Below are 2004 nucleotides of genomic sequence, written 5' to 3' on the forward strand. Positions count from 1 at the left end.
TGTCTTCTTTCAGAAAAGCTATTTTGCCTATCGGAGCAGCTATTGGCGGCATGGTAGTTCCGGCAGCCATTTATCTTATTTTCAACTTCAATGCTGCTACCGAGCACGGTTGGGGAATCCCAATGGCTACAGACATAGCCTTTGCCATTGGAGTGCTTTCTTTTTTTGGAGATCGTGTACCTGTAGGGCTCAAAGTATTTTTGGTGGCCCTGGCTATAGTTGATGACTTAGGGGCGGTTTTGGTTATAGCTATATTTTATACTTCTGCTATTTCATACATGGATCTTTTGCACGCTATCTTGTTTTTTTTAGTACTGGTAGGAGGTAATTATTTAGGTATTCGCAAAGCCTGGTTTTATGCACTCATTGGGATCGGTGGGGTTTGGTTGGCATTTTTTTTCTCCGGGGTACATCCGACCATTGCAGGCATTCTCACGGCTTTCACCATTCCTGGTAAGGTTAAGATCAAGGAAGAAGATTACTTAAAAAATCTCCAAAAACTTCATTTGCAATTCTTAGAGGCAACTCCTATTAAGGGTAACTTCATTTCAGAAAAACAACTCAGTATTCTGGAAGAGATCAAGCAAAAATCAGATGATGCTGAAACTCCCTTGCAAAAAATAGAGCATCACCTGGCACCTATTGTAGGATTTTTTATTCTGCCCTTATTTGCCCTGGTCAATACCGGGATTCACATTCATGGAAATTTAGTAGAAATTTTAAGTCATCCCATTAGCCTGGGGATAGGTTTCGGGCTTTTGGTTGGCAAGTTTACCGGTATCTTAGGAGTAAGCTGGCTTTTGGTGAAATTTAAGCTGGCCGAGTTACAAGAAGGAATTTCCTGGAGACACCTTTCGGGAGTAGCCATGATAGCCGGAATAGGCTTTACCATGTCACTATTCATCACTGAATTGGCATTCCAAAAAGAGGAATATACATTCATTGCCAAACTAAGTATTTTGTTTGCTTCAGTGCTTGCCGGTGTCATTGGTGCAATTATACTTCGTCTGTATGGCAGAACAGAATCTACAACTAAACCGGCAATGAACAATTGACTTATATACAATGGTAAACAAAATAGACTATGATAGTTTCTTAAAACAACTGATCAAGCGCCTGAGTCCGGCTGTGATACTGGTGGCTTTGGTGGCCATCGTTTATGTATACCTCATGCAATTTGTTGATCATAAAATAAGCTGGGTACCTTACCTGGTGGTTTTATTTGCCCTGACCAAAACCATATATTTTACATTTTTTACTTTCAAACAGGTAAATAAATCCATTCGCCAGTGTCATTCCTTTGGGCAATTGCTCTGGATTTTCGGGCTACTGGTACTGTTGATTATCTTCTCCTATGCCGCAGATTATAGCTGTATTGCTGCTGCCAATACAGGCTCATTTCAGGGATTTAACACATCGGACAACATGGGTTATCTCAGCTTTTTATTTGAGTTCTTCTATTTCAGTGTGGTAACTTTTGCGGCAATCGGTTACGGAGACATTGTACCCTTAACGTATCCTGCCAGGATATTGGTGATCATGGAGATCGCTCAAAGCTTTGTACTGATCGTATTCGGATTATCCAACATAAATAATATTCATACCAAAATTAAAACGCAATAACATTATGAAAAAGAAAATAGCACTTATCGGATATGGTGTAATCGGCAAAAGAGTAGCGGATGCTATTGCACTGCAAGAGGATATGGAATTGGCCGGAGTTTGTGATGTGATCAGTGATTGGCGCATTCAAGCAGCGGTAAGCAAAGGATATACTATTTATGCTGCTACTCCAGAAGCTAAAAGCGACATGGAGCAGGTAGATATTTCCCCGGCAGGCAACATGACTGACCTTTTAGATGTAGCAGATGTAGTAGTGGATTGTACCCCCAAGAAGATAGCTGTCCAAAACGTGCAGACGTACAAAGAGCGAGAAATCAAATTTATCCTTCAAGGAGGTGAAAAACACGAAACTACCGGACATTCCTTTAGCGCAGAAAACAA

2 protein-coding genes and 1 pseudogene are annotated in these 2004 nt (G+C 40.8%); all 3 read left to right on the plus strand.

Features of this window, described 5'->3' with window-relative positions:
- On the plus strand, window positions 1–1055 hold a 1055-nt coding region (gene nhaA, locus AAC037_RS23925; protein WP_339906171.1), incomplete at its 5' end, for a Na+/H+ antiporter NhaA.
- Window positions 1056–1065: 10 nt separating this feature from the next.
- Window positions 1066–1623 (plus strand): ion channel, encoded by a 558-nt coding sequence (locus AAC037_RS23930; protein WP_339790104.1) that lies wholly within the window; start codon window positions 1066–1068, stop codon window positions 1621–1623.
- Between the two features lie 4 nt (window positions 1624–1627).
- Window positions 1628–2004 (plus strand): annotated as a pseudogene (locus AAC037_RS23935) (type II glyceraldehyde-3-phosphate dehydrogenase); the annotation flags it as partial.

It is taken from the genome of uncultured Cyclobacterium sp. (assembly GCF_963976465.1).
Taxonomy (GTDB): domain Bacteria; phylum Bacteroidota; class Bacteroidia; order Cytophagales; family Cyclobacteriaceae; genus Cyclobacterium.